Genomic DNA, 22,320 nt, shown 5'->3' with positions numbered 1-22,320 from the left:
TCCACCACCGCCACCGCACATCAATCGCTGTCAATCGCCAACTCCCGATATCCATCCGGACGCTTGCTCTCGATCTGATTGAACGCTTCCTTCATCGCCGCCCCGGCCACCAGCGTCTTGCCAAGGCTCAACAGCGTCCCGGTCAGCTGCGACAGAAACGACGGATCGGCATCCGGGTCCGGCGGCTTGGTGCCACTCATCGCCGCCAACGCCGCGCCGGTCTGCGTATCGGTCAGGTACGCCAGCCGCCGGTCGTAGGCAAACATCGCCGACTCCATCTGCTGACGGTCGATGTCCATCATCGCCTTCAGCGCCAGCAGCTTGTTGGTGTTGCTCTCCAACATGCCTACCTGGCCATCCTTGATCCCGGCACGGTCCTTTTCCAGTTTGCGCAGACGCTTCAAGCGCTCGGCGGTGATCTCGTTCATCGCCACCATGTAGTTGTACTGCGCATTGCGCGTGCGCTGCGTCAGCTCGCACACCTGCTTCTGCACGCCAGACACCGGCGTGCCCGAGGTGGAGGAGGCGCACCCGCTCACCCCGAAGTCGTCGGGCACCTTCTTCAACGCCTCCTTGGGCTTTTCCACTTCCTTGCCGCTGGACTCCTCGCCATCGCCCTTGCCGACCTTCTGGTTATCCAGCATCTGGTCGGCTGTCTTGTTGAGCTCCTTGTCCACCACCTCCCACTGCGCGCTGGCCGTGCCCGCCATGCACAGCAGCGCCAGTCCCATCAAGAGCCGGGAAACCTGCCTGAAGTTGGTTGTCATGATGTTCTTTGCCTCCTGCGACATAATCGAATGTGGTGCCACATGCATCAGCTGCGATGGTGTGGATGGTGTTGATGGCCTCGATGAACTACGCATCTTCCACCTCCTTGTTCTTGACCGAGCTGCGCTTGCCCGAGCCCTTGCGGTTGGCATAGAACTCGGCCAGCCACTGCTCCGGCGTCAGTTGGTCCATACTCACGCCCAGCTTGCTCGCCTTGCCCGCCAGCACCTGGTGCAGGATCTCGATGTTGTCGGTCGAGGAGGAGATCACCGCCAACGCATCGTCCATGCCGCGCAGGTTGAGCTGGCACACCGCCGAGGCGTGGCCTTGCTTGACCAGGAAGCAGCGCGAGCGCTCGTCCAGCGACACCACCACCTGGTACTCGGCATCGGTCAGCTTGAGACCTTCGATGTAGTCGTCGCGGCTGGCATTGGGGTTGGGCAGCAACACCATCGTGGCGGTCTGCTCGATCAGCGCTGCGGCAATGTCGCTGGCCAGCGCGTCTTCCGGGCTCTGCGTGGCGAAGATCCCCAGGCCGTTCTGCTTACGGATGGTCTTCTGCTTGTTCTTGGCAAATTCCTTCAGCCCGCCCTTGCCGTCCAGGATCTTCCAGAACTCGTCCATCACGTAGATCAGCGGACGGCCGTCGATCAGCGCTTCCAGCCGATGCAGCAGGTAGTTGATGACCGGCACGCGCACCTCGGCGTTGTCGATCACGTCGGTGTAGTCGAAGCCGATGATCGAGGCACGCGTCAGGTCGATCGTGTCCACCGGGTTGTCGAACACCCAGCCCAGCGAGTTGCCGGCCGTCCACCGACGCAGCCGCGCATACAGCCCGTCATCGCCCATGTTCGGCAGGCTCTTGCGGAAGTTGCTCATGCTGCGCAGGTGCAGCGGCGTGTCCAGCATCCCTTCCACCGCGCGGTAGATGTCTTCTTCCTCGCGGGCGCTGTACTCCGCCTTGCCCCCCAGCACCTTGACCAACTCCGCCAGAAATTGCGTATTGGCTTCGTTGCGCTCGCACTGGAACGGGTTGAAGCCCGTCGGTACGCCGTTTTCCAGCGCCAGGTAGTTGCCCCCGCAAGCGCGCACGAAGATCTCCGCGCCGCGGTCCTTGTCGAAGAAGAAGATCGTCGGGACCGGATCGAACTTCTGCACCTGGCTCAGCAGAAAGTTGATCAGCGCCGTCTTGCCGGTACCGGACTTGCCGATCACCATCGTGTTGCCGATCGCCTTCTCGCCCAGCGAATTCTCCGCCGGGTGCGTGGCGTGGAAGTTGAAATAATACGGCTGGCCGTTGGTGGTCTGCAGCGTCGTCACGCAGTCGCCCCACGGGTTGTTGTGCTGCTTGCCCTGGGCGAAGTTGTGCAACGGCGACAAGCCCAGGAAATTGAGCGAGCTCAGGTTGGCGATGCGCGTGCGGAAGCGCCAGTTGCCCGGCAGCTGCGCGTAGAACGAGGAGGCGATCGCCAGGTCTTCCTTGGCCGACACGAAGCCTGCATTGGACAACTCCGCGCGCGTGGTCGCGATCTGCCGCGCAAGCTTCTCCTGGCTGTCGGCATACACCGCCAACGTGAAGTGGTACTCGCCCAGCACGAAGTTGCCCGACGCCACGTCATCCATCGCCAGGTCCAGGTCGCGGATCTGGCTGGAGGACTTGTCCCCGGAGGAAATCATCATGCCCTTGGTGCGTTCCAGCACCTTCAGCGCGTCGTGGTAGATCATCAACCCGAATGAACTAGGGCTTAATTCAAGAATCCATACCTGTTCCGCCGCCCCAAAAACAATGGCCCCGGCAATGCCGGGGCCATTGATTGCGCGCTGCCGTGCCCTTACAACGTCGGGCCGCGCGTCTCGGGAGGCGGCTGGGTCTGCTGCGCGGTCTGCTGCGTTTGACGCTGGCTCTCTTCGGCAACCTGCCGGCTGCTATGTTCCAGCGACTGACCCTGTGCCTGGGAGCGATCCACAAACACCCGCTGCATTGTTGGGTCGGTCATCTCGCCTTGCACCGCGAAGAAGCCGTCTCCGCTTTTGCTGGGTAGTACGTGATCGATACGTTGAAGCCCACTCACCTTGGCCTCGAACACGAGCTGCCCGGCTGCCTGCTCAAGCTCCGTGCGGTTGGAAAACCCGCCACGCTCACCCAGGGCTTCCAGCTTGCCCACCGCGCCAGCAAACATGATGTTGTCGGGATGGCGTGGGTCGGAGAGCAGCGGAGGAGAGGAGGATGCGGCTGGTGCCGAAGTCGCTTGGGCCTGGGCGATGGTCTGATCGGCAGCTTTGGTCGCATGCTGCGACACCGCCTGACCCAAAGCAGCCCGCGTCTGTTGCCCCACCACACCATCGACCTGCAAGCCATGCGCGCGTTGGAATTGCTCCACCGCGAATTTGGTGTTGCCACCGAAGTCGCCATCGGCCTGTAACGGCTTGCCATCGCGACCTGTTGCACCCAGTTGGGCGAGCTGGCTTTGCAGCTGCTTTATTGACTCACCGCGTTCGCCTTGTTCCAGCTTGCCATCGTGGGGCGAGTTGGCACGACGGTGTCCAGTTGGCGAATGCTCTGCCGGCAAGCGGCCTTCTGCCAGCTCCACAAGGTCGTTCTTTTCAGAACGTGCACGATCACGCAACGAATCCCATTGAGTCGGTGAACTCTTAAAAAGTCTTTCCGTATGAGAATACTTGTAGTCTTGAACTGCCTCCACGATCTGCTTGTCAGACAAATCCGAAAGCTTGCAATCATCTCCGAACTTCTCAGCAAGACCTTTCCTGAATATTGCAGGTGTCAGTGCACGGTACTGTACCGACGTGCTCCAAATAGCATCCTGCACTGCGGGACCACGGTCCGTTAAATCGATCCCACCAGCCTTCAAGGACGAGAGCTGCTCGTCATAATGGCTTACCTTGATGAAATTATGTTGATCCTTCGCAAATGAAGGATCTGCGTGCGCAAGTTGCTTCCACTTTTCGTCGAAGGTAGCTGTTGCAGGTGTCAAACCTGAAAATTCTTGCCCATAACGAGACTGATCTAAATATTCGCGCAAGGTCCCAGATTTGGAAGAAAGTTGATAAACACCATATGAGACGCCACCATGATCCCCCTTTCCTGTGGAAATAGTCCCAACGCCGCGCCCGCCGCTTTCGTACCGGGCAGAGGTCATTCCTAAATGCCATCCTTCCATAGTTGCCATAATCAAACCCTCATATTTGGTTAACAGACTTCTAGCACCTACGCCATAGTCTGCGGATACTAACGCTTCTCCAGATCATCGGCACGCTTCGCTGTTGCGTTCAGCATACATGAACTATCTTCCAGCTCTTCGGCTTGGCCTCCACCCAATGCTCCGTTCGATTGGCAAAGCGCGTCCCGCTGTTTAATCCAATCACGCTCTTCTTGTTTGAGCGCAGCCTTTTCACCAACAGCCAGCCTACCCATCAGATTCCGATAAGCTTTATTTAGACGAGCATCGTGGTACTCATACTCGCTTTCATTGCAAGCCATTATGGCCGGATGAATTGCATTTGATTCTTTTATGCACCGACCATATGTTGGGCGAAGTTGGACGCTTTTTGCGATCTCCTCGCGCTTCCTTTGAATCTCGCCATCAAGCACCTGATCTAATAAACGATCTTGCTCGCGGGCGACCTGATCTCGCTTAATTTCAATCTCATCAGACAGCTTAATCGATGTTTCATCCTGGCCATGCACTTGAGGCGGAATGGAATTAACGTGCGAATCCTCAAAATCAGCTTGTCGACTACACGCGCAAAGCAGAGCCGTAGATAAGATGACTGAAATAATAATAATCTTAACTTTCAAATAGGCAATCATCAAATCCCTACCCAGGGGCAGTATGATTAAAAATTTATCGTCACTTTGAAGCAAACCAACCACGGAAGCTATAAGCGATTTCGGCATAAATAGCCACAAAGGCCACCACGATAATCAAAGGCGCCAAATTTACATGCTACTCAGTACCTCCTAAAAAACGGTTTCGTACAATCCTTATATATTACCGAGCAAGTCACCCCACCGTTATTTCGACACGTTGTCAAAGCATTTTCAGAGGCAAGAGCAATATTTGAGGCAGAAGAAATGCCACTCTCGGCATTACCAGACGCCGTCGATGCCAGTGCAACACATTGATTCATGTAAGTAAAGGTAATATAGCAGCCGGTGAAGCCAGCAGAATTACATTGATCTAAAGCATCTTCTTCTGCACTTTTCTTCGACATCTGCCCTACTGAAGCCCATGCTCTAGATGTCTCCTTAGAATTAACGATTGCGCCCCAAGTCTTTATCCACTCCCCAGTCGGCCTGGGAGGCGCGGGAGGAAGATCGCCTCTAGATGTTCCAGAATCATTGCCACACTGAGGACTACCGGGAGCCACCCCATGTGGACAAGCAGTTTGTGCGCAAGCGCCGCTCACGCACAGCAAAAGGGGAACAACAAGAGAATAATTGCGCATTAACTTTCTCTCAAATTTAATTAAGGGCTTTGGTTATTATTTGCCGCAATCCCGCGCGCGCCGGTATTTGCTACGGCTCCGCTGGTTTCTCCGCCACTGCTCCTCGTACTAACTTGGCTAGTGGACTGAACGCTATTATTAGCTTGAGAATTTTCATATTGAGGCTGTGCCGGCTGATAAGGCCGTCCGCCACTACCATCCTGACTCGCCCTATCCAACTGCCCCAGCGCCGAGTACGCCGTGAACTGGCCCAACGTACCCTGGAAGAAGGCAGCGGCCATTGGTGGTGCGGTGATGATGAGCGTGGTCAACACCAAACCTACTCCTCCCTGCTGCAGCGCCATGCTGCTGATGCCTTCGCCGTTGCCGCCGTTCAGTGCCCACTTCGCCAGGAATGCCACGCCCACCGCACCCACCACCTTGGTCGCCAGGCTCACCGTGAAGGTCAGCACCGACAACGAGAACATCGTTCCTAGTCCGTATAGCAGCCACTTGCTGAACAGCGACTTCGTGGCCTGGAACAACAGGCACAGGATAAACAGCGGGCCAAACCCCACCACCAGCGCCATCGCCAGCTTGTTCAACAACAGCATCGAGCCGGCCACCACGCCCGGGCCTGCCATGCCGATGCCCGTGAACCAGCGCGCTCGATTCTTGGCGTCTTCGCTTTCTTTATCGCCGCCGGTCTTGATTTGATCCAACCCGGACAGCGCCATCTGCATCAGCATCAAGTTTTGATCGATCGCCTTGTAGGGGCTATCCGAGTCTCCGGTTACCGTCTTGGTAATTGCCGAGCTGATCCCGTCGGTCAGCGTCCAATACAGTTGCGGCGAGCCCTTGGCCATGCTGGTGGCCAAGCCAATGATGAGCGCCGCGCGCAGCGCCGTCACCACCAGGCCCATCGCCGCCTCGCGCGATTGACCGGTCACGATGCGGTAGCCCTGGATGAAGATCCACAGCGTCAGCACCGTCAGCGCCACCATGCCGACCCACGCCGTCGTCCGCTGCAACAATTCCCATTGAAAAATGGAAATTTCGTCACGAAGGTAGTCGTTGATGAGACGAAAAAATTCGTAGTTGGCGATGTTCGTCAAGAGATCACTGATATTCATAAGTCATCACATCCACTGAGACGGCTGCGCCGTGGGGCAACTGCTGCCCGATGTTGAGTCCATTGCAATACGTGCTTCCACCACAGTGAGTGCGCCTTAGTCCTCATCGATCATCAGTGGCTTGTAGCCGTCAGGCTCCTTACTCTTGATTGCCTCAAACGCGCCCTTCATCGCCAAACCGGCGACGGCGGTCTTGCCAAGGCTCATCAAATCGCCAGTAATCTGAGACCACCAGGAGGGTTCGGCATCCGGGTCCGGCGGCTTGGTGCCACTCATCGCCGCCAACGCCGCGCCGGTCTGCGTATCGGTCAGGTACGCCAGCCGCCGGTCGTAGGCAAACATCGCCGACTCCATCTGCTGGCGGTCGATGTCCATCATCGCCTTCAGTGCCAGCAGCTTGTTGGTGTTGCTCTCCAACATGCCTACCTGGCCGTCCTTGATCCCGGCACGCTCCTGCTCCAGTTTGCGCAGACGCTTCAAGCGCTCGGCGGTGATCTCGTTCATCGCCACCATGTAGTTGTACTGCGCATTGCGCGTGCGCTGCGTCAGCTCGCACACCTGCTTCTGCACGCCAGACACCGGCGTGCCCGAGGTGGAGGAGGCGCACCCGCTCACCCCGAAGTCGTCCGGCACTTTCTTCAACGCTTCCTTGGGCTTTTCCACTTCCTTGCCGCTGGATTCCTCGCCATCGCCCTTGCCGACCTTCTGGTTATCCAGCATCTGGTCGGCTGTCTTGTTGAGCTCCTTGTCCACCACCTCCCACTGCGCGCTGGCCGTGCCCGCCATGCACAGCAGCGCCAGTCCCATCAAGAGCCGGGAAACCTGCCTGAAGTTGGTTGTCATGATGTTCTTTGCCTCCTGCGACATAATCGAATGTGGTGCCACATGCATCAGCTGCGATGGTGTGGATGGTGTTGATGGCCTCGATGAACTACGCATCTTCCACCTCCTTGTCCTTGACCGAGCTGCGCTTGCCCGAGCCCTTGCGGTTGGCATAGAACTCGGCCAGCCACTGCTCCGGCGTCAGTTGGTCCATACTCACGCCCAGCTTGCTCGCCTTGCCCGCCAGCACCTGGTGCAGGATCTCGATGTTGTCGGTCGAGGAGGAGATCACCGCCAACGCATCGTCCATGCCGCGCAGGTTGAGCTGGCACACCGCCGAGGCGTGGCCTTGCTTGACCAGGAAGCACCGCGAGCGCTCGTCCAGCGACACCACCACCTGGTACTCGGCATCGGTCAGCTTGAGCCCGTCGATGTAGTCGTCGCGGCTGGCATTGGGGTTGGGCAGCAACACCATCGTGGCGGTCTGCTCGATCAGCGCTGCGGCAATGTCGCTGGCCAGCGCGTCTTCCGGGCTCTGCGTGGCGAAGATCCCCAGGCCGTTCTGCTTACGGATGGTCTTCTGCTTGTTCTTGGCAAATTCCTTCAGCCCGCCCTTGCCGTCCAGGATCTTCCAGAACTCGTCCATCACGTAGATCAGCGGACGGCCGTCGATCAGCGCTTCCAGCCGATGCAGCAGGTAGTTGATGACCGGCACGCGCACCTCGGCGTTGTCGATCACGTCGGTGTAGTCGAAGCCGATGATCGAGGCACGCGTCAGGTCGATCGTGTCCACCGGGTTGTCGAACACCCAGCCCAGCGAGTTGCCGGCCGTCCACCGACGCAGGCGCGCATACAGCCCGTCATCGCCCATGTTCGGCAGGCTCTTGCGGAAGTTGCTCATGCTGCGCAGGTGCATCGGCGTGTCCAGCATCCCTTCCACCGCGCGGTAGATGTCTTCTTCCTCGCGGGCGCTGTACTCCGCCTTGCCCCCCAGCACCTTGACCAACTCCGCCAGAAATTGCGTATTGGCTTCGTTGCGCTCGCACTGGAACGGGTTGAAGCCGGTCGGTACGCCGTTTTCCAGCGCCAGGTAGTTGCCCCCGCACGCGCGCACGAAAATCTCCGCGCCGCGGTCCTTGTCGAAGAAGAAGATCGTCGGGACCGGATCGAACTTCTGCACCTGGCTCAGCAGAAAGTTGATCAGCGCCGTCTTGCCGGTACCGGACTTGCCGATCACCATCGTGTTGCCGATCGCCTTCTCGCCCAGCGAATTCTCCGCCGGGTGCGTGGCGTGGAAGTTGAAATAATACGGCTGGCCGTTGGTGGTCTGCAGCGTCGTCACGCAGTCGCCCCACGGGTTGTTGTGCTGCTTGCCCTGGGCGAAGTTGTGCAACGGCGACAAGCCCAGGAAATTGAGCGAGCTCAGGTTGGCGATGCGCGTGCGGAAGCGCCAGTTGCCCGGCAGCTGCGCGTAGAACGAGGAGGCGATCGCCAGGTCTTCCTTGGCCGACACGAAGCCTGCATTGGACAACTCCGCGCGCGTGGTCGCGATCTGCCGCGCAAGCTTCTCCTGGCTGTCGGCATACACCGCCAACGTGAAGTGGTACTCGCCCAGCACGAAGTTGCCCGACGCCACGTCATCCATCGCCAGGTCCAGGTCGCGGATCTGGCTGGAGGACTTGTCCCCGGAGGAAATCATCATGCCCTTAGTGCGTTCCAGCACCTTCAGCGCGTCGTGGCGTCCGACCGGGCTGAAGGAATGCGTCATGACGTACTCGAAATCCAGGTACTTCAAGCCATTGAGAATGCCCGGATAGGTCCCGTCGGCGTATTCCTTGATGTTGAGGATCGCGCCGAAGTGGTTGATGCCATCGGGCGTGCGAATGACGAAATCGCCCGTCTTGTTGGCGAACATGTGCTTGCTGACCGGCAGGTACGCGGGCACCGGCGCCTGCAGCACCGGCACCGGCTCATCGATGCGGTTGAGCAGATAGCCCAGGAACTCCAGCGTCTCGGAAAACACGATGCCATTCTTGGCCTCGTACATGCCCAGCCGATACGGCGAATAATCCTTGAGCACCGCTTCCACATTGGTGGCCAGCTCGACGATCTTGCCAACGGCCTGCTCTTCCTCCACGCGGATCTTGTCCGGGTTGGCCGACTTCTCCACCAGCCGACGCCCGGTCACCACCGGGCGGTAGATCATGCTGAAGTACAGCTCGTTCTGCATGATCTTCTGCGAGGACAACGCCGCGTAGTACTCGTCCGACAGGCCCTGGTTGAACGACTGACCAAAGCGCCCGCCGGTGCCGATCCGGCGCCGACGCCGCACGTCGTGTACCCAGAACGCCACGTTGGCGAAGTCCGGAGCGCGCAGGGTCTGCAACAGGCGATTGAAGGTGTTGTGCCGTTGCTCGAGCTCGAACTCGTCGCGCCCCACGAACGGCAAGCCAGCCAGATGCCAGATCAGCAGGTAGTCGCCAGCGGTCGTTTTGACGACCGAGGGCGCGACATGCGTCGAAATGGAAACAAAATCGCTGATCGGACTATCTGGACTGAACATGGTCTTACCAAGTTAAGAAAGGAAGCAGTACACCGACACGGTCACCACAAGCACCAACCCCACGCAGACCGCCGGCGTGGGGTTGGTGAAACGGCTCATGTGCTCACCGGGGTTTGCCCGGATGACCCTTGCGATATTCGTTAGGACTGAACACCCACATCCCCGCGTAGCGCTGCAGGTTGCGAACACGCATCCGGAACAGCCAGCGCAATCCAAGCAACCTGAAGATCATCTCGTCGCGCTTGGCCATCTGTTGCATGACAAAGATGATGACGGGAATGGAGAGCAGGAACCAAAGATCGAAGTACATGCCTGACAGCAGGCCACCGCCGGCACCGATGAAGAACGGGATATAGGGAACCCCGAGAAACATCGCCGGGCGGGTGCACCCGCGGAAGAGCACATCTTTATGCATAGTACTGAGCGAACTGAAGCAGCGACGCACCGATTCCCGAGCAATCGCTCGAAGCACCAGCGTCTTTGTTCTGGAGGATCATGTTGGCGATCTGGCCCGCCGCACCGATCAGCACGCCGCCGATGAGAATGGGAGAAACCTCGGAGATACGCTTGTGCGCGAACGCGATCTGGTAGCCGGCCACGATGACGGCGATGGTCACCACCGCGATCGAACCCATGTTCAGCAGTTTCTTCACATTGTTCAGGAATCCGCAGACGCGGGTATCGGTGCCACCGAGCTCGTTACCGCCGGGGGCTGCGCCAGCGCCACTGGCCACCAGCAGCAACGAGGTGAACAGCAGGGCCTTCATTGCCTGTGTGCCAACCATTTTGGCATCGGCCAGTGTTTTCTTGTCGATTTCAAACTTCATGTCTAACTCCTTGGGAACAGAGGGGGTCCAGCAGCCAGTATCCTTGGCGGTGTTGCGTCCTAAAAAACAAATGCACTATCGACCTGCGGGGCAGCTTGCACGGCGGGCTGCGCCGGAACCGCACCTGCAGGCCGCCCGTTCGAGGTCTGCGCCTGCGACGCAACGGCCGGCATCACCACGCCGCGCCCCTGCGCCGTCGCCTTCACCACATACAGTTCGTTATCCGATGCCGGCGCCGCTGCTGTCGCCGGCGTGGGAACCGGGGACGAAGCAGGCGGCAGCGCTAGCATAGGCGGCGACGGTGAAGCCGTTGTGGTGCGCGCGCCGGCCAGATCCTGAATCCGACGAGCGACGATGGCGTCCACCAGTTCGGCGGCGGCCTGCCGTGCCGGGTTGGCAGGCCGCAGCTGGACCTGACCGGCCGGCACCACCGCAATGGGTTCGGCGCCGGACGCCGCGACCGATTGACGGATGGAGGCGTAGATCTTCTGCACATAACCGTGCTTGAAACCGGTTTCGAAGTTACCGGAGTAGTAGCAACTGAACGACTTGCCCCAGTTCGCTCCCGACCGCGAGTGACACTCGGCCAGGATCCTGGAGGCGGCAACCAGATTAGGACATTTCTCGAACGCCATCTCGTAGCTGGTGAGGCCGTACTTGAGCAGGTTGTAGCGATTGACCTGACCCAGGCCAAGCGAGAAGTTGTAGCCCTTCTGCTCGAGCATCTTGGCGGTGGCGACAGCCTCGGCCAGGCCGCGCGGCTCGCGCACCAGCCGCCCCCCGACCACACCAATGGCATAGGGGTTGCGTGACGACTCGACCCGAACGACGTGCTGCATCACCTCGCCGGGGACGGCGAGTCCAGAGCACCCCATCAGTTCCATGCCAGGCAACATGTCATTTCTCCTTCAGGCCAGATGACCGCTCAAGCGACCGTTCAACCGCCGCGCAAGGTTCGCAGGGGATCGAAATCGATTCCCGTGATGAACCGTCGCCCGGCATGCGCCTTGATGTGGACCACGATGTCGATGGTCATTTTCAGCAGCCGCTTGATGACTTCGAACTCCAGGCCGGAGCCCTCGCTGGAGGCCTTCACCATCAACGCCAGCTGGTCCCAGGTTTGCTCGACGCTGCCGGCGTGGCAACTGGTGATGGAACCAGGGTGGCCCGAGGCGCAATTGCGAATGAAGTAGAACGACTCGTCGCCACGCAACTCGGCCAGGATGATGCGATCGGGCTTCATGCGCAGACAGGCCTCCATGCAACTCTTGGCGGTCACGTTGCTGGCGCTTTGCCCCCCCTTCGAATACAGCAGGTGCACGGAGTTGGGTTGACTGATGAACAGTTCCCGCGCGTCCTCGATCGTCACCAGGCGCTCTTCGTTGGGAATGTGATTGACCAGCGCCTTCATGAAGGTGGTCTTGCCACTACCGGTCGCGCCAGCCACCACCACGTTCTTCTTGTACAGCACGCACTTCTTGAAGAACTCGGCGTAGTCGCGCTTGCGCCGCAACTCCAGCAGTTCCTGGTCGTGATCGCTGACGTCTGCCGACTGTTCCAGCACCTCGTCGAAGAAGCCGTCGTGCTTGTACTGCTCGAGCGACTTGGTGTGCTTGGAGGGAAGCCGGATGGTGATCGACACCTTGCCGGCGTCGCAGGCTGGCGGCATCACGAACTGCGCACGCTGCCCGGTGGGGAAGGTCAACGACACCACCGGGTCCGCATCGGTGATGCGCTGCCCGGTATTGCTCTCGTTGACCACCGCCGTGCAGAACTGCCGGGCGCGGTCGTAGGTCAGCGACGGCACATCGACCCGCTGCCAGCCATGGATGGTCTCCAGGTACAGCTCGCCAGGCCGATTGATGCAGATTTCGGTCACGTCAGGCGAGTTCAGATAATCCAGGATTCCCAGTACCGAGTACTGGTAATCGAGGAAATCGTTCGAAATCCGCGCTGTCGGAGAATCGTCGATCGTCATGGCGCTCACTGCATTCACTTCGGAAGAACCGCCGAGAAGTCGACGTCCTTGGCAACGTAGACATTCAGGACCGTGCCTTGATTGATGGTCAAGGTGGCGGGACGACGCCCGGACTGCTCCACGGCCTGCTCGGCAAGCTGCTGCATGCTGCGTGCAGTATTACTCTCGAACGGCCGCTGGGTGACGATCCCGGATCCCACGCCAATCGTGGTCGTCTCGGGGCCGTATTCGGCGGCGGCATACTTGAACGCGTCGCTCAACAGGCTGATGAACAGCGCCGAGGCGATCTTGTTGCCCCAGTGCGCGTTGTATTCGCCCGGATGGCCGGCGCTGCCAAGCGTGTCGATACCCGGGCCTTCCAGGGTCACATCGAGTCCGGTCGGGGTGGTGACGCGGTCCCACACCACCTGCATCCGCCGGCTCGTCGGTTCGGCGGCGCCGTACTGGCCGAGCATCTTGGAACCCTTGGGCAGCAGCAGATTGTGTCCGTTGATCGAATACACCGGCTCGGTGACGATGCACGAGGTGTAGCCGCCGAAATCGGAAATGATCCGCGTCTCGAGGATGCAACGGATGTAGGTGCCGCGCACCATCAGGCCGTCCGGGTTGCTGATGGGTTTGGCCAGCAGCACCTCGGCGCCTTCCTGGGCAGCGGCAGGCTGCGCGCCGGGCTGACCAGGCATGCCTGCGGCACCGGCGCCGTTGGCCGCCGCCTGCTCTGCCAGGATACGGCGTTCCAACAGGGTGGGACCGCGCGGACGCTCCGGTGCGGAATTACCGTCATCGCCGGCACCGGTCGGCATCGGCGGCAGTGGCGGCAGGTTTGGCTGCTGCGCCAGCGGCACCGGTGCCTCTTCGACGGGCGCGGTCATGTTCTGCGGCAGCGCTGGCGCCACCACGGTTTCGGTACGCGGCTTCGGCGCAGCCTCGTCGCTGCCGCTCTGCGTCGCCAGCCAGAAGATCACGACAATGAGCAGGGCTGCGATAGCGGCCAGGAAGATCAGCGCCTTGCGGTTGAGCCGCTTGATATCGCTGGAGCGCAACACAGGCTCGTTGGCGTCCAGGTCTGGCGCGGCGCCCGCCTGCTGACGCGCAAAATAGGGATTATTGCGCTCGTTGTACTCGCCATGTCGCTGTTCGTCCCCACGATTGTTCGAGGACTGCTCATCAGGGCCGTTTGGAATATTCGAGTTCACTTTTGCTTGTTCCTTCGCAGACCGACGACGTTATCGCCATGGCGAACCACCAGGAAAGGATAGGTCCCGTGGACGATCAAGGTGTTGCCTTCCACCGTCGTATTGACGAGAAAGTCTTCGGCATGTTCTTTCTCACGACCGAAGACCGCCGGGAAATTACCGGTCGGAAACCGCGTCAGATCCATGTTGATGTAGGTGAACTTTCCGTCGTCGTACACGCGGCTTGGAATCAGCCACGACTTCTTGGTGCGTGTCGCGTAGTCGTAATCGTAGTAGTAGCGGCGACCCTTCAGGATCTTGGCATTCAATAGCGGCCCGCTCTTGGAGGTGTCCGCATCGGCGACGTTGTTGAAGCTCGTGTCCTTGGGATACGTGAACACCACCTTGTACTGGACGCCGGCCTGCTTGGCCTGCTCCAGGCGCTGCCAATCGGTGGCGACGACCTTGAGCTCAAGGATGTAGGAGTGCGTGGCCGTACGAATCATCATGTTCGTATCGACATCGACATTCTTCGGCTTGAGATAGAACACATTCTCGCGCCGGGTGAGCTCCCAGCCGCCAGTGAAGCCGGTGCTGTAGTCGAGAATCTTTTCGTTCGGACTCAGCTCCACCTGCGTGGTGATCCCCAGGCCGGTGCGCACCTGGTAGATGCGGTCGGGCGCATACTCGTATTCCTGGACGACCTGGGCAGCCGCCGAAAACGTGCATAGCGCAAGTGGTAACGCGGACAACAACGCACCCCTGTACCGGTTAAAGAATTTCATCGACCGCTTGCTCCATTGACATTGTTCGGCGTCCCTTGGGGTTGGATCGCGGGCTGCGTCTGTGGCTGGCCCGCTGGCTGCATCTGATCGGGGAATGCGGGCTGCGCCGATTGCTGCGGACTGCCGCCCGCAGGCTGCACCCCTTGCTGCAATGGCACACCGCCCTGCGGCGCCATGCCGGACAGGGCGGCGGCATTGGGATCGACCACACCGGTCCCGACGGCCTGTGGCTGGGCCACTGCCTGCGGCTGGGCATTGATGGCCGCACCCGCCGCCGGAGCTACCGGCAACGCGGAATAATCGTTATCGACGCGGTAATCGGTGACACGGAAGCCCAGGGGATTTTCGACTCGGAGGCTGTCGCTCATCTCGAGGTTGTCCTGGTAGACGAATCCCATGGTGGCGATCTTGTTGTCCAGCAACGTGGACACCGTGGAGTTCTTGTCGTAGACGGTCCGCTGGAAACGGACCGTCGCCCCCGTGTAGGGCTTGCCGTTTCCGCCGATCAACGTGATGCTCAGGATGTTGACACGGATGGCACGCAGCCGACCGTATATCGCCAGGGGCCGTTGCGGGTTATTGGCCGAATGCAGCGCACGATACTCGCCCACGACATTGGTCCCGCCCATTGCCGAAACGGTATTCCAGTCGCGCTGGCCGATGATGGAAAGGTCGAACGATTCGCGGGCGATGATGAAGCGCGCAATATTGCTGCGCGCCAGCGCTTCGCTCGTGCTGACAGTTCGCCCACCGAAGTTCGCCTCAAGCTTGGCAATCGTGCTGGTCCCCGAATAGGCGTCCGCCATCACCAGGTAGGGCACCTTTTCCTTCAGGGGCAGCATGTAGTAGTAGCCGCCAGCCGTCATGACGGTAATCACCATCGAAACAGTTGCAACGATCCACGCACGTTTTTCGCTGCGACGCGCCAGATCGGCAATGCTCACTTCGTAGTTCACCGCCTTTTGCACGGCAGCGCCCACCTGAGCAGACCCATCCTTTTCACTGACCTTCTTACGCAACATATCTAGATCCGTCACAGTGGGGCCTTGTCAGGCCCAGAACCATCGCCGCGACCAACTGCGGATACTTTTGAGTGACACCAGGCGCTTCGCCAACGGGCGCTCGATGGCGCTCGCCTGCAATGCGTCCGCTTACTTGAGCCCGGGCGACACCGGCACGGGTTGTACCAACAGCTTGTTTGCGGCAACCGATACCGAGACACCTTGCGCCGCATACACGGCACTCAGCTCGGTGGCGGCTTGCTGGACGCTGGTCGTGCTGATGTTCGACACCGGAGCAATCAGGGTGTAGTCCGACGGCAGGTTGTAGGCCAGTTGCATGTTGGAGTCTGCGGCCCAGCGCTCCAGCATGGTCTTCAGGGTGCCGTCCATCGGCGTGGCCTGGTAGGTGTAGGAGGTGTAGAGCGGAATTTCGGTCGGTGCCTCATCGAAGTGATTGACATGCTTCCAACGCCCGCCGAAGTCCGGGGCGGGTTTGGTGGCGCAGGCACCCGCCAACACGGCAATGGCCAATACCAACGAACGCTTGAGCACATACATCGGATTCACTCTGACCTCTCCAACTCATGAAAGACGGGCTTAGACCACGGACAGCACAAGACTCCGCTCGCCTGGGGGCGACGGAAGACAAGAGCCGTTGAAAATTTTTTGCGTGCGACCGCAGGCCACCACCGAGCGCGCCTGCGCGCGTCGTGCATGAGAACCGCAGAAGATGAATACGTCATAGAACCATCCATAGCCTTACTCCTGATGCGACCCGTCCGGCGTCGCCCCCCTGATCGAGCTCTGCCCATCCGTAATTCCCGGCAACTTTGCGCCCTGCATGTAGCTGAGTCAACAATAACTGCGCTTTCACACACCCCTTATGAGATTTTCATCACATTTTTCAGGAAGCGTTTTCACTTCGTTTTTAGCAGCCGCTGCGCCGTGCGGGTTGGCAGCGGCTGGATCACGTACCCGCCATGCCACTGGCTACGCTGACGCCCCCTCCTCCACCCTTGCCATCCGGTCATTCATCCATCCACCGGAGGCACTAGGCTCGAGTTGCGCAGGTCGGCAAGCAGAAGACCATCAGCGCTGGTAGCGAACGCGATGCGATTGAATCTGAACATCCGCCGCTTCTTCCAAGCCTTTCGGTGGCGACCTAACGGCGGACCACAAGCTTGTGTTCTGCCAACCCATCGCGGCGCTCTCCCCCCTCGTTTTCGACCAACGAATCGACCCAGAGCCTGGCCTGGTCGAACGAGAGATCAGGCGTAATCCGCGTTCCCGCATCGGTCACCACGGCGTACGCGACAATCGCCTCGGGCACATACGCCTGGTCCCGCGTGATTGCCACGACCCGATATCCCCCTCTGCTCAGCACCGTGTGCTGAAACTCCCCCATCGCCAGCCTTCCTTTCTGTCAGCGCGCTCGCGATGCTAAAGCAAGCCATGTGATGGAAAAATCACCTCTGGCTCGAGGGCTGAAGGTGCCGACATCAAGCGACCTCTGCACCCAGCGGGTGCGCCGATCCGGCCAGCCAGCCAGCCGCATCGTTCAAAAACCGCGCAACGAAGACTGTGCACGGCGCGTCTTCCATCGGAATGGTGATTTCAGGCTTGCACGGGGGCAACGCAGGCGGTACGCCAGAAACAACGCGAAGCTCGCCCCCCCATCTTCGGAGACGCTGGCAATTCACCGAAGAAGTTCGTGCAATACTTTTCCCGCGACGTGCCCAGGCTACGAGAGCTTGGGTCACTGCGGGGTCAGTCGATGCCAATATGGAAAATCACATCTTGGCTGAAGGTGTTGCGCCACTTGGCTTGCAAGTGGTGGGCGGTACAGGGTTCGAACCTGTGACCCCTACCATGTCAAGGTAGTGCTCTACCGCTGAGCTAACCGCCCGATTCCTGCTGCAGCATTGCGCAGTGCAGGGCGCGCATTCTAGCGCAGGGCGTTGCCGTCCACAAGTCCTTTGCCGGGTCGGCATACCGCCCTGCGCTAGACCAAGCTGGCAGCCTTCAATTTCTGGAGTTGATCGCGGATCTGCGCGGCCGCCTCGAATTCCAGATCCTTGGCATGCTGGTACATCTGTTGCTCCAGGCTCTTGAGCTTGGCGGCGATCTCCGCCGGCTTCATGCTGCGGTAGTCGGGCGCATTCTCGGCCACCTGACGCGATTTCGACCGCCCCTTGCCGGCCTTCTTCTCTGCCGCATCCTCGCGCGCGCCCTCCATGATGTCGGAGATCGGACGCGCCACGGACTTGGGTGTGATGCCATGTTCGAGGTTGTATTCGACCTGCTTCTCGCGACGGCGGTCGGTCTCGTCGATCGCGGCCTGCATCGAGCGTGTGATCTTGTCCGCGTACAGGATCGCCTTGCCGCGCAGATTGCGTGCGGCGCGGCCGATGGTCTGGATCAGCGAGCCGGTCGAGCGCAGGAAGCCCTCCTTGTCCGCATCCAGGATCGCCACCAGCGACACTTCCGGCATGTCCAGGCCTTCGCGCAACAGATTGATGCCGACCAGCACATCGAACTTGCCCAGGCGCAGATCGCGGATGATCTCTACCCGCTCGACGGTGTCGATGTCCGAGTGCAGGTAGCGCACGCGGATGCCGTGCTCGCCGAGGTACTCGGTGAGATTCTCGGCCATGCGCTTGGTCAGCGTGGTGACCAGCACACGGTCGCCCAGCTTGATGCGTTCGTGCACCTCGGACATCAGGTCGTCGACCTGGGTACCGACCGGGCGGATCTCGACCACCGGATCGATCAAGCCGGTGGGGCGCACCACCAGCTCGGTGATCTCGCCTGCAGATTCGCGCATCTCGTATGGACCCGGCGTCGCAGAGACATAGATGCTGCGCGGCGAACGCGCCTCCCACTCTTCGAAGCGCAGCGGCCGGTTGTCCAGTGCCGACGGCAGCCGGAAGCCGAACTCCACCAGCGTCTCCTTGCGCGAGCGATCGCCCTTGTACATCGCGCCGATCTGCGGAATGGTGACGTGGGATTCGTCGATGACCAGCAACGCGTCCGGCGGCAGGTAGTCGAACAACGTCGGTGGCGGCTCGCCAGGCGCCTTGCCGGTGAGATGCCGCGAGTAGTTCTCGATGCCGTTGCAGAAGCCCACTTCGGCCATCATCTCCAGGTCGAACTGGGTGCGCTGTGCCAGGCGCTGCGCTTCCACCAGCTTATTTTGCGAATACAGCTGCTCCAGGCGCTCTTTCAATTCATCCTTGATGGTGTCCACTGCGCTCAACGTGCGCTCACGCGTGGTCGCGTAATGCGTCTTCGGGTACACGGTGTAGCGCTGCAGCTTGCGCAAGGCCTCGCCGGTCAGTGGATCGAACAAGGTGAGCTGTTCGACGTCACCATCGAACAGCTCGATCCGCAATGCCTCGGTATCGGACTCGGCCGGAAACACGTCCACCACCTCCCCGCGCACGCGAAACGCACCGCGGGTAAGCTCGAACTCATTGCGCGTGTACTGCAGGTCGGTGAGGTGCCGGATCAACTGGCGCTGATCGATATGCTCGCCGATCGACAGGATCAGGCGCAGCGACAGGTAATCTTCCGGTGCACCCAGGCCGTAGATCGCCGAGACGGTGGCAACCACCAGCGAATCGCGACGCGACAATAAGGTCTTGGTCGCCGACAGACGCATCTGCTCGATGTGTTCGTTGATCGAACTGTCCTTCTCGATGAAGGTGTCCGACGACGGCACGTAGGCCTCGGGCTGGTAGTAGTCGTAGTAGCTGACGAAGTATTCGACCGCATTGTTCGGGAAGAACGACTTGAACTCGCCATACAGCTGCGCCGCCAGGGTCTTGTTGGGCGCCATCACCAGGGTCGGCTTCTGCACCTGCTGCACGACATTGGCAATGGTGTAGGTCTTGCCCGACCCCGTCACCCCCAGCAGCGTCTGCTTGGCCAGACCAGCTTCGAAGTTGGCCACCAGCTTCTCGATGGCGGCGGGCTGGTCGCCGGCTGGAGAGTACGGGGATACGAGCTCAAAGCGGTCGGTCATGAAGCGGATCTCGGGGGAGGACGGTACGAAATGACGGAGGCCGGGATGGGTAGAAATCTGACACTCACGCACGTGATACAGGCGTTTTCCGGCAAGCAACGAGCATTGAGACTACTGGCTCGGCCTCAAGGAGAATCACGATGCAGGCAGCGCCACATTCGAATGCGAAAGGGTACACCGTGATGCAGTCGATGTTCGTGATGGCACTCGTGGCGACCATGGCTTCGATTGGCCTACCCGGCTTCCAGCGCCTTCTGGATTGGCAACGGGCGACGACGCGAATGCATCTGCTGACGACCCATCTTGCATTGGCAAGAAGCCTGGCTGTCGCACAACGCATGCCCGTGAGCCTGTGTCCATCGGCGGACGGCTCACGTTGCCGAACAGACAGTGACTGGAGCCGCGGCTGGATCCTGTTCAAGGACCCGGGCCGCGAAGGACAGCCAGCGGATGCATCCTCGATCTTCAAGGTCGAACACTACCCGGCGGCCGACGGTATCGACGCCCGGGCAACGCATGGCCGACCCGTCGTACGGTTCCTGCCCAGCGGTCTAAGCAGCGGCACCAACATCACCATCAGCCTCTGCGCCAACGCCCAACGACTGGCTGACGTCGTCGTGAACAACACGGGCAGAGCACGCACCGTGCGCCACAGCGCTCCGATCAGCTGTCAGACGCGATGACGCGAAAACGAAAAAGCCGCGACACGTCGCGGCTTTTTCGATCATCTTGGCGCCCGAAGTTGGACTCGAACCAACGACCCCCTGATTAACAGTTAGCGCTACTGAGCTTACGAATGAGCAACTTGCCTCACTTATTTTTCCCCGCTGCTGACGCCGCAGGCCTAGTGCGCGCGTAGGCCTCCTGCCAATTTTCCCGCCCTTTGCGGTCACCGGCCTCCCCCTAAACGGCTCAGGAATGCGTCCTCCGAGCGGTCACCTCAGCTCGGATCCTGGCCTCATGGCGCACTGCCCACATGATGGTGCTACGTCGCCCCTGGTCGAAGCTGCTGCAGTCACGCTGGACGAAGGGCGCGAAGGGTTTGCCAGGCGGCACCGGCCTTTGGCGCTCCAGCAGCACCTACCACTCGCCAGTGAGTCTCCGCACCAACCTGGCCACCTCTTCACCCTCGAAGAAAGCGCCACCGGTGACCCCATCGCGCTCTGCCAAGGCCTGTCCCAGCGGAAGCCAGGCGACAGCACAGGCTCATCGCCGGCATCGATCGCGCTCATACGGCAGTGACCTATATATATAAGCTGTGCTGCTGACCACCGTGCTTATTGGTCAACTGGCTTCCGCGCTCGAGCATGGCCACGGCCTGGTCTACCGCCCACGCCCACCAGCGCTTCCCGCCCGCCGCGTCGACGGGATCGAGGTCTGCCTGCGGAGCATCGCTGGTCAGTGACATTGCGGGAAACCGGTCGTAGCGAGTGATGTGGCGACCCTCTGTAGCGTGCCCCAATCTCAATTTTTTTGATGACCATGGGAAAGAGGTAATCTAGGTAATCCAACTGCATGGACGCAACAATTTCCATATTTATCAATTACTTATGGAATAATATCAAAAGTAATTAAAGGGTAATTGAGAGGTAATGGGATTACCTTTTGGGGAGGTAATTTCACCCCCAGAAAATACCCTTAAATTTCAACCACATAACTTTTCTATGGGGCGCCGATTACCTTAAATCACCCCAAAAGGTAATCCACAATTTCCCATTGAAATCAATCCCTTAGATCCGGTTTTGGCTTGCGGATTACCGATTACCTGGTTCCGATGGTCATTTGCCGAAACGCACCCGGGAGGCCTGGCCCGGAACGAGGCTGCGCACCGCCCGCTGAGCCTCACAGGCGCGCAGGGATCTGCAGGGAGGAGACGTCCCCGTAACTCCCACGGATCGCTAGCTGCAGCGGGGCCCAGGTCCACCCTGCAGGGGTGCAGCGAAAACCGTGCATGAAGGCCGCAGGCGTGGCGGGGCGACGATTGCGCGCGCCCGGTGGTGCGTCACAGCGTCGCATCTGCAAATGATCAGACTTGCCCTACTGCATCCTCAGTGTTATGAGGGCACCATAGGAGGCAGGACGCTCAACGAGCCTGCCGCCCGCCGACTCTGCCGCAACCTGCCACACTAGTGAGAGACAAATATTGATGAACGTTCGAAACACTCCAGAAGAGGGCAAGTTCTTTTTTTTGATGCCTAGCCTCGAATATGGGCCTGAACTCGGAGTCGTATTTGAGAACGTCAAGCAGCTCCTATCCCCCCCCCGACTCATTTTGAGGCCCAATGAGGGCGGATTTCCTCCGCTAGCAGAAAAGCCGCGCCTAGTATATGACCCAGCAAAAGGCGTAATACCCAAAGACTTAGAGGCCGGGTTTAGCGGCTATTGGCTCATATCCGAACGATTGCACCGAATATTCTCAGCCGTAGACCCTGCGGGCTTTAGCTTTGTTGAGTGTGATTTTCGAATGGCAGACGGGAATAAAGGCCCTCGCTATTTCTTATGTGATGTAGTCCGTGTACTGGACGCGCTCGACGAGGAGAACTCAGAAGTCGAAATAGAAGTTGACGAGGACTTTGTTAATGGAAAATATTACGACTTCACCGGAGGGGCGAAATTGGCGTTTCGGAAAGATGTCACAGATGGCTCTCATGTATTCATATTGAAGTACTCCGGAGACTCAGTTTTTTGCGATCGCCTGATGAGAAATGCAGTTAAAGAAGCCGTAGCCGAACAGGACGGAGGTTTGAGCGGCCTATGGTTTAGAGACGCTTCAAACTGGAAAAGCGCCTGATTTTATA

At 59.7% G+C, this 22,320-nt stretch carries 20 protein-coding genes, 1 tRNA gene and 1 pseudogene; 2 read left to right on the top strand and 20 right to left on the bottom strand.

Annotated elements, in window-relative coordinates:
- Nucleotides 1-20: 20 nt before the first annotated feature.
- The 19 genes and pseudogenes from ACCQ13_RS09250 to uvrB all read right to left on the bottom strand — a co-directional run bounded on the left by ACCQ13_RS09250 (nt 21) and on the right by uvrB (nt 19,522).
- Nucleotides 21-791 carry a hypothetical protein gene (locus tag ACCQ13_RS09250; protein WP_159407076.1) on the bottom strand — a complete coding sequence of 257 codons (771 nt, stop codon included), beginning with the start codon at nt 789-791 and terminating at the stop codon, nt 21-23.
- Nucleotides 792-855: 64 nt separating this feature from the next.
- Nucleotides 856-2,487 (bottom strand): annotated as a pseudogene (locus ACCQ13_RS09245) (VirB4 family type IV secretion/conjugal transfer ATPase); the annotation flags it as partial.
- Nucleotides 2,488-2,600: 113 nt separating this feature from the next.
- On the bottom strand, nt 2,601-3,926 hold the full coding sequence (locus ACCQ13_RS09240) for a VgrG-related protein (RefSeq protein WP_372372392.1): 1,326 nt from the start codon (nt 3,924-3,926) through the stop codon (nt 2,601-2,603).
- An 89-nt stretch (nt 3,927-4,015) separates the two neighbouring features.
- Nucleotides 4,016-4,684, bottom strand: coding sequence for a lysozyme inhibitor LprI family protein (locus tag ACCQ13_RS09235; RefSeq protein WP_372372391.1), 669 nt, complete (start codon nt 4,682-4,684; stop codon nt 4,016-4,018).
- Between the two features lie 53 nt (nt 4,685-4,737).
- Complete coding sequence (locus ACCQ13_RS09230; RefSeq protein WP_372372390.1) at nt 4,738-5,001, bottom strand: DUF4189 domain-containing protein; 264 nt, start codon at nt 4,999-5,001, stop codon at nt 4,738-4,740.
- A gap of 254 nt (nt 5,002-5,255) precedes the next feature.
- Complete coding sequence (locus ACCQ13_RS09225) at nt 5,256-6,347, bottom strand: TrbL/VirB6 family protein (RefSeq protein WP_372372389.1); 1,092 nt, start codon at nt 6,345-6,347, stop codon at nt 5,256-5,258.
- Between the two features lie 96 nt (nt 6,348-6,443).
- Entirely contained in the window at nt 6,444-7,214 is a 771-nt protein-coding gene (locus tag ACCQ13_RS09220; RefSeq protein WP_372372388.1) for a hypothetical protein, read from the bottom strand.
- Nucleotides 7,215-7,278: 64 nt separating this feature from the next.
- Nucleotides 7,279-9,732 (bottom strand): VirB4 family type IV secretion/conjugal transfer ATPase, encoded by a 2,454-nt coding sequence (locus tag ACCQ13_RS09215; protein ID WP_274393877.1) that lies wholly within the window; start codon nt 9,730-9,732, stop codon nt 7,279-7,281.
- Between the two features lie 103 nt (nt 9,733-9,835).
- Entirely contained in the window at nt 9,836-10,147 is a 312-nt protein-coding gene (locus ACCQ13_RS09210) for a VirB3 family type IV secretion system protein (protein ID WP_159407074.1), read from the bottom strand.
- Nucleotides 10,140-10,559: a TrbC/VirB2 family protein gene (locus ACCQ13_RS09205; RefSeq protein WP_159407073.1), complete on the bottom strand. Its 420-nt coding sequence runs from the start codon at nt 10,557-10,559 to the stop codon at nt 10,140-10,142. Before ACCQ13_RS09205 ends, ACCQ13_RS09210 begins: the two co-directional genes overlap by 8 nt.
- Before the next feature lie 59 nt (nt 10,560-10,618).
- Nucleotides 10,619-11,443 (bottom strand): lytic transglycosylase domain-containing protein, encoded by an 825-nt coding sequence (locus ACCQ13_RS09200; protein WP_167527002.1) that lies wholly within the window; start codon nt 11,441-11,443, stop codon nt 10,619-10,621.
- Between the two features lie 53 nt (nt 11,444-11,496).
- Complete coding sequence (virB11, locus tag ACCQ13_RS09195; protein WP_208800551.1) at nt 11,497-12,546, bottom strand: P-type DNA transfer ATPase VirB11; 1,050 nt, start codon at nt 12,544-12,546, stop codon at nt 11,497-11,499.
- 5 nt (nt 12,547-12,551) lie between these two features.
- The gene (locus tag ACCQ13_RS09190) at nt 12,552-13,733 is read right to left on the bottom strand and encodes a TrbI/VirB10 family protein (RefSeq protein WP_159407071.1); all 1,182 of its coding nucleotides are present in this window, start codon (nt 13,731-13,733) and stop codon (nt 12,552-12,554) included.
- A complete protein-coding gene (locus ACCQ13_RS09185) occupies nt 13,730-14,497 on the bottom strand; it encodes a TrbG/VirB9 family P-type conjugative transfer protein (protein ID WP_159407070.1) in 768 nt (255 codons plus the stop codon). Before ACCQ13_RS09185 ends, ACCQ13_RS09190 begins: the two co-directional genes overlap by 4 nt.
- Nucleotides 14,494-15,519: a VirB8 family type IV secretion system protein gene (locus ACCQ13_RS09180; RefSeq protein WP_104605593.1), complete on the bottom strand. Its 1,026-nt coding sequence runs from the start codon at nt 15,517-15,519 to the stop codon at nt 14,494-14,496. Before ACCQ13_RS09180 ends, ACCQ13_RS09185 begins: the two co-directional genes overlap by 4 nt.
- A 129-nt stretch (nt 15,520-15,648) precedes the next feature.
- Entirely contained in the window at nt 15,649-16,056 is a 408-nt protein-coding gene (locus tag ACCQ13_RS09175) for a TcpQ domain-containing protein (RefSeq protein ID WP_159407963.1), read from the bottom strand.
- A 604-nt stretch (nt 16,057-16,660) separates the two neighbouring features.
- Entirely contained in the window at nt 16,661-16,903 is a 243-nt protein-coding gene (locus ACCQ13_RS09170; RefSeq protein WP_159407069.1) for a hypothetical protein, read from the bottom strand.
- Nucleotides 16,904-17,329: 426 nt separating this feature from the next.
- A tRNA-Val gene (locus tag ACCQ13_RS09165) sits at nt 17,330-17,404 on the bottom strand.
- A 96-nt stretch (nt 17,405-17,500) separates the two neighbouring features.
- On the bottom strand, nt 17,501-19,522 hold the full coding sequence (gene uvrB / locus ACCQ13_RS09160) for an excinuclease ABC subunit UvrB (RefSeq protein ID WP_159407068.1): 2,022 nt from the start codon (nt 19,520-19,522) through the stop codon (nt 17,501-17,503).
- 140 nt (nt 19,523-19,662) lie between these two features.
- Here uvrB and ACCQ13_RS09155 point away from each other — a divergent pair, with 140 nt between their 5' ends.
- A complete protein-coding gene (locus ACCQ13_RS09155; protein ID WP_104603660.1) occupies nt 19,663-20,205 on the top strand; it encodes a GspH/FimT family pseudopilin in 543 nt (180 codons plus the stop codon).
- Nucleotides 20,206-20,765: 560 nt separating this feature from the next.
- On the opposite strand, the gene ACCQ13_RS09150 is transcribed toward ACCQ13_RS09155, so the two are convergent.
- Entirely contained in the window at nt 20,766-20,930 is a 165-nt protein-coding gene (locus tag ACCQ13_RS09150; protein WP_167526880.1) for a hypothetical protein, read from the bottom strand.
- Between the two features lie 738 nt (nt 20,931-21,668).
- Between ACCQ13_RS09150 and ACCQ13_RS09145 the strand changes: the two genes are divergently transcribed.
- A complete protein-coding gene (locus ACCQ13_RS09145) occupies nt 21,669-22,313 on the top strand; it encodes a DUF1629 domain-containing protein (protein WP_159407067.1) in 645 nt (214 codons plus the stop codon).
- Nucleotides 22,314-22,320 lie beyond the last annotated feature (7 nt).

The sequence above is a fragment of the Xanthomonas sp. NCPPB 1638 genome (assembly GCF_041475635.2).
In the GTDB taxonomy this organism is placed as follows: Bacteria; Pseudomonadota; Gammaproteobacteria; order Xanthomonadales; family Xanthomonadaceae; genus Xanthomonas; species Xanthomonas cucurbitae.
Note: the sequence above shows the minus strand (reverse complement) of the source record. Positions and strands in the feature narration are given on the sequence as shown.

What these genes read in the sequence shown, in the direction of transcription:
- ACCQ13_RS09250 (WP_159407076.1), bottom strand. Translation starts at nt 791, where the DNA reads ATGTCGCAGGAGGCAAAGAACATCATGACAACCAACTTCAGGCAGGTT.
- ACCQ13_RS09240 (WP_372372392.1), bottom strand. Translation starts at nt 3,926, where the DNA reads ATGACCTCTGCCCGGTACGAAAGCGGCGGGCGCGGCGTTGGGACTATT.
- ACCQ13_RS09235 (WP_372372391.1), bottom strand. Translation starts at nt 4,684, where the DNA reads ATGCCGAAATCGCTTATAGCTTCCGTGGTTGGTTTGCTTCAAAGTGAC.
- ACCQ13_RS09230 (WP_372372390.1), bottom strand. Translation starts at nt 5,001, where the DNA reads ATGTCGAAGAAAAGTGCAGAAGAAGATGCTTTAGATCAATGTAATTCT.
- ACCQ13_RS09225 (WP_372372389.1), bottom strand. Translation starts at nt 6,347, where the DNA reads ATGAATATCAGTGATCTCTTGACGAACATCGCCAACTACGAATTTTTT.
- ACCQ13_RS09220 (WP_372372388.1), bottom strand. Translation starts at nt 7,214, where the DNA reads ATGTCGCAGGAGGCAAAGAACATCATGACAACCAACTTCAGGCAGGTT.
- ACCQ13_RS09215 (WP_274393877.1), bottom strand. Translation starts at nt 9,732, where the DNA reads ATGTTCAGTCCAGATAGTCCGATCAGCGATTTTGTTTCCATTTCGACG.
- ACCQ13_RS09210 (WP_159407074.1), bottom strand. Translation starts at nt 10,147, where the DNA reads ATGCATAAAGATGTGCTCTTCCGCGGGTGCACCCGCCCGGCGATGTTT.
- ACCQ13_RS09205 (WP_159407073.1), bottom strand. Translation starts at nt 10,559, where the DNA reads ATGAAGTTTGAAATCGACAAGAAAACACTGGCCGATGCCAAAATGGTT.
- ACCQ13_RS09200 (WP_167527002.1), bottom strand. Translation starts at nt 11,443, where the DNA reads ATGGAACTGATGGGGTGCTCTGGACTCGCCGTCCCCGGCGAGGTGATG.
- ACCQ13_RS09185 (WP_159407070.1), bottom strand. Translation starts at nt 14,497, where the DNA reads ATGAAATTCTTTAACCGGTACAGGGGTGCGTTGTTGTCCGCGTTACCA.
- ACCQ13_RS09180 (WP_104605593.1), bottom strand. Translation starts at nt 15,519, where the DNA reads ATGTTGCGTAAGAAGGTCAGTGAAAAGGATGGGTCTGCTCAGGTGGGC.
- ACCQ13_RS09175 (WP_159407963.1), bottom strand. Translation starts at nt 16,056, where the DNA reads ATGTATGTGCTCAAGCGTTCGTTGGTATTGGCCATTGCCGTGTTGGCG.
- ACCQ13_RS09170 (WP_159407069.1), bottom strand. Translation starts at nt 16,903, where the DNA reads ATGGGGGAGTTTCAGCACACGGTGCTGAGCAGAGGGGGATATCGGGTC.
- uvrB (WP_159407068.1), bottom strand. Translation starts at nt 19,522, where the DNA reads ATGACCGACCGCTTTGAGCTCGTATCCCCGTACTCTCCAGCCGGCGAC.
- ACCQ13_RS09155 (WP_104603660.1), top strand. Translation starts at nt 19,663, where the DNA reads ATGCAGGCAGCGCCACATTCGAATGCGAAAGGGTACACCGTGATGCAG.
- ACCQ13_RS09150 (WP_167526880.1), bottom strand. Translation starts at nt 20,930, where the DNA reads ATGTCACTGACCAGCGATGCTCCGCAGGCAGACCTCGATCCCGTCGAC.
- ACCQ13_RS09145 (WP_159407067.1), top strand. Translation starts at nt 21,669, where the DNA reads ATGAACGTTCGAAACACTCCAGAAGAGGGCAAGTTCTTTTTTTTGATG.